The sequence below is a fragment of the Rhodococcus sp. EPR-157 genome (genome assembly GCF_001647195.1).
Classification (GTDB): domain Bacteria; phylum Actinomycetota; class Actinomycetes; order Mycobacteriales; family Mycobacteriaceae; genus Rhodococcoides.
On sequence record NZ_LVCV01000122.1, the window covers coordinates 1 to 4,185 of the forward strand.

A 4,185-nucleotide genomic window follows, 5' to 3' on the forward strand; every position below is an offset into this window, starting at 1 on the left:
CGACATCATCAGTACCGCCAATGCCGTGGCCGCCATGATGGACCAGAGCAGAATTCGGCGAATACGCTCGCTCAACCGAATCGGACACACAGGACGAAAATAGCAGATCCGAATCATGTGCGCACGTGCGCACGTACAGTGTATGTTGTGCGTTGTGATCGCGCCCACCGTTTCGCTCGGCTCCGTGCTTGCCAACACCGCGTTCCGGCGACTGTTCACCGCTCAAGTGGTTGCGCTCGTGGGGACAGGCGTGCTGACCGTGGCGCTCGGCTTGCTGGCCTACGACATCGCGGGCAGTTCGGCAGGAGCAGTTCTCGGCACAGCGTTGGCGATCAAGATGATCGCCTATGTCGGCGTCGCCCCGATCGTCTCCGCGTTGACTGACAGGCTGCCCCGCAAACGGGTACTGGTCTCCGCCGACGCTGTGCGCGCCGCGATCGCCCTGCTGCTGCCGTTCGTCGATCAGGTGTGGCAGATCTATGTACTGATCTTCATCCTGCAGTCCGCATCGGCCACTTTCACTCCGACATTCCAGGCCGTTATTCCCTCGATCGTCCCGGACGAGCGCCAGTACACCAAAGCGTTATCTCTCTCTCGACTCGCGTACGATCTCGAATCACTTCTGAGCCCGGTCGTCGCGGCAGCACTGTTGACGCTGATCTCGTATCACTCACTGTTCATTGGTACCGCCATCGGATTTGTCGTATCGGCGATCATGGTCGTAGGAACGCGTCTGCCCGCCCTCGTCCGCATCGAACGCACTGCATCGTTTTTCGGCCGCACCACCGCCGGCATCCGGCTGTTCGTCAAGAAACCCGCCCTGCGCGGTTTGCTCGCCCTGAACCTCGTCGTTGCCTCGGCCACCGGCCTCGTGGTGGTTAACACCGTCGTCTACGTCCGCGACCTCATCGGCGGATCGAGCAGCGGTTTAGCTATTGCGCTAGCCTTCTACGGTGGAGGATCGATGATCGTCGCACTCACGGTCCCGCGGATCCTCACCGCCATCACCGATCGCACTTTGATGCTGACCGGTGCCGGCGTCGTCACCGCCGGCACCCTTGCGGCGTCCGTCTTCGCGGCCGTTGCGCCGACCGCACTCTCAGGCTGGATCGCCCTCTCCGCTATCTGGGCGGTGATGGGAGCTGGCACCTCGATGATTAACACCCCCTCGGCGCGAGTCCTGCGCCGCGAATCGGACGAGAACACCCGAACGGCGATCTTCACGGCGCAGTTCTCTCTCTCGCATGCCGGATTCCTGCTGACCTACCCGCTCGCAGGATGGGTGGGCGCCGAGGTCAATCAGTTCACCGCGGCAGCAACGTTGACCGGCATCGCTACACTTGCCGCAGTGACCGCATCGCGGTTGTGGACCCTCAACGGATCCACCGTGACGACTTCACCGGCGACGTAGCAGAATCGACGATCATGACAGCGGTACCCGCCACCACGCCCGCCAGTCTCGATCACGCGGAGCACCCCGACCGCGCCCGGCTCCAGGCCGCCAGCGAGACCTTCCGGATGCTGTCCGACCCGACCCGCCTACACCTGCTCTGGCTCCTCAGCCACGGGCCCGCCGACGTCACCGAACTCACCACCGCCACCAATGCGTCGCGTACCGCAGTCAGCCAACACCTCGCCAAACTTCGATTCATCGGAATGGTTGACACCCAGAAGAATGGGCGAAACGTCATCTACCGCCTCGCCGACGGGCACCTCACCCGGTTGGTTCGGGAAGGGCTCAACTACGCAGACCACACCATCACCGGAGAACCTGCGCATCAATAGAATTCGTTGCATCGAACACAACAGAGGCAACACGCGGGTACGGAGTTGATGGTGGTCGGTCTCGCCTGCGGTGCGATGGTGCGCCTTTTCGGCTCCTGGCCGATGTCAGAGCTGCCCATCGAGAGCTAATAACCGGTGGGCGGTAAAGGACTGAGGTGCTTCACTGCGTGCTCTCGTTGCCGCTCCGGAAGTTTCGCAAGGAAGCTAATGGATAGGACTGTGCCCACACGCTGAATCGATCGAAGAATGATTCTTCGCTGCAGGCTCATGGTTTCCGACTGAAATTCGAGAGAATCGGAGTCAGGCCGAATCCGCGGTGGTCGGCAACTTCTGCACTTCAGGTGTGGACATTCCGAGATGCTCTATGTGATAGACGGCTTCGTCGAGAAGCATCGCAACGTGGTTGTCGTAGAGGCGGTAGACGATGCTGCGGCCGGAGCGCGCTCCGGTGACCAGGCCCATCGCGCGGAGCAGGCGAAGTTGATGGGAGACGGCGGACTGTTCCATTTCCACAGCGTCGGCCAAGTCGTTCACCCCGCTGGGGCCTTGGCGAAGTTGGGTGAGAATGCGCAGCCTGCTCGGTGTAGCCAGAGCCTGCAGTGTCGCCGCTACCGTCGCAGCGGATTCGGCGTCGAGTTGCGCCGGAGGCCGTGGCCGCCCGTCGACTTCATGTCCCATGGGGCAACTGTAGTTTATGTACACATGTAAAGATCTTCATATATTACTGTATGGTTGTTCGCGCATCTACATTCGTCGGCAGAAGGCAGTTATGGCATCGATCGGCACTACCACTGCGGCCGCGCCCACGGCGCGACGCAACCCCGGCTTCACGCGGACGCGTCTACTGGACGTTGCCGAGGTGAGGTGGGCGCTGGCAGCGACTGCGTTCTTCCTACTCGGACTCACAGCCCAGCTGGTCGGCGCGCCGGTCTGGTTGTTCTGGGCGCTGTACCTGGCCTGCTATGTCACGGGCGGGTGGGAACCGGCACTGGAGGGGCTGCGCGCACTGCGGGAGAAGACTCTCGACGTCGACCTGTTGATGATCGTCGCTGCCCTCGGCGCAGCAGCGATCGGGCAGATCTTCGACGGCGCATTGCTGATCGTCATCTTCGCCACCTCCGGCGCCTTGGAAGCGGTACTGACTCGCCGCACCGCCGACTCGATCCGCAGTCTTCTCGATCTCGCTCCCGAGACCGCCGTGATCCTCGACGCCGCAGGCGTCGAGGCGCGAGTCGACGCTGCTGATCTCCGGTGCGGCGATATCGTCGTCGTCCGACCCGGAGAACGCATTTCCGGCGAGGGCGCGATCGTCGACGGCAGTTCTGACATCGATCAGTCTTCGATCACGGGTGAGGCGATTCCGGTGTTCAAATCGGTCGGCAACGACGTCTTCGCCGGCACCATCAACGGCACCGGCGCGCTGCGGGTCCGCATCGATGTCGACCCCTCGGAGACCGTGATCGCGCGCATCGTGGCCATGGTCGAACACGCGTCGGCGACGAAAGCGAAGAAACAGCTCTTCATCGAGAAGGTCGAGCAGTACTACTCGAAGACCGTCGTCGTCTCCACTGCAGCAATTTTCGCGATTCCGATGCTGCTCGGCAGCGAGCTTCAGCCGGCGTTGCTGCGGGCGATGACGTTCATGATCGTCGCCTCCCCGTGTGCGGTGGTCCTGGCGACGATGCCGCCGCTTCTCGCGGCGATGGCCACCGCCGGTCGCCATGGTGTCCTCGTCAAATCTGCTGTCGTCATGGAACAACTCCGCACGATCGAGGTGGTGGCCTTTGACAAGACCGGAACCCTCACCGAAGGAACACCTCAGGTCGAACGCGTCGATGCATTCACAGGCTTCAGCGAAAACGACGTGCTCACCCTGGCAGCGGCCGCCGAGATGGGCAGCGAACACCCGATCGGTACAGCCATCGTCGACTACAGCCGCAGCCGGGGTCTGCAGGTACCGACTGCGACGGCATTCGAGTCGACGCCGGGTGTGGGGGTCCGGGCAACGGTTGACGGCGACGTCGTGACGGTCAGCAAACCTGAGGCGGAACCGAAAGCTTTACCGTCCGAATGCCTTTCGAGAGCTGAGTGCGAGACGTCAGCTGAACGTACCGCGGCCGAACGCGAATCGGGCGGTATGACCGCGGTGATCGTGCGCGTCGGAGGCGAAGCGATCGGAGTGATCGCCCTTGCGGACACCGTTCGCTCGAACCTCGCCGCAACCATTCGCGAGCTCGAACGGGTGACTGGTAGCTCCGCAGTGCTGCTCACCGGCGACAATCCCCGCGCAGCGCATGCGGTGGCCGAGCGTGTCGGGATCGTCGACGTTCGGGCGGGTCTGCTTCCCGAGGATAAAGCCGAGGCCGTGCGAGAACTACAAGGAGACGATGGTCGCCGGGT

At 62.7% G+C, this 4,185-nt stretch carries 4 protein-coding genes; 3 read left to right on the top strand and 1 reads right to left on the bottom strand.

Annotated elements, in window-relative coordinates; genetic code table 11:
* The first annotated feature begins 154 nt into the window (after window positions 1–154).
* Entirely contained in the window at window positions 155–1,411 is a 1,257-nt protein-coding gene (locus tag A2J03_RS04870) for an MFS transporter (protein ID WP_231912369.1), read from the top strand.
* A 14-nt stretch (window positions 1,412–1,425) separates the two neighbouring features.
* Window positions 1,426–1,785: an ArsR/SmtB family transcription factor gene (locus A2J03_RS04875; RefSeq protein WP_068370357.1), complete on the top strand. Its 360-nt coding sequence runs from the start codon at window positions 1,426–1,428 to the stop codon at window positions 1,783–1,785.
* A gap of 300 nt (window positions 1,786–2,085) precedes the next feature.
* Here the strand turns inward: A2J03_RS04875 and A2J03_RS04880 are convergent, their stop codons facing one another.
* Window positions 2,086–2,463, bottom strand: a complete 378-nt coding sequence (locus tag A2J03_RS04880; protein ID WP_068370354.1) for an ArsR/SmtB family transcription factor — start codon at window positions 2,461–2,463, stop codon at window positions 2,086–2,088.
* Between the two features lie 91 nt (window positions 2,464–2,554).
* On the opposite strand from A2J03_RS04880, the gene A2J03_RS04885 reads away from it, so the two are divergent.
* Window positions 2,555–4,185, top strand: a 1,631-nt coding sequence (locus A2J03_RS04885) for a heavy metal translocating P-type ATPase (protein WP_082897598.1), incomplete at its 3' end; no start/stop codon positions are given.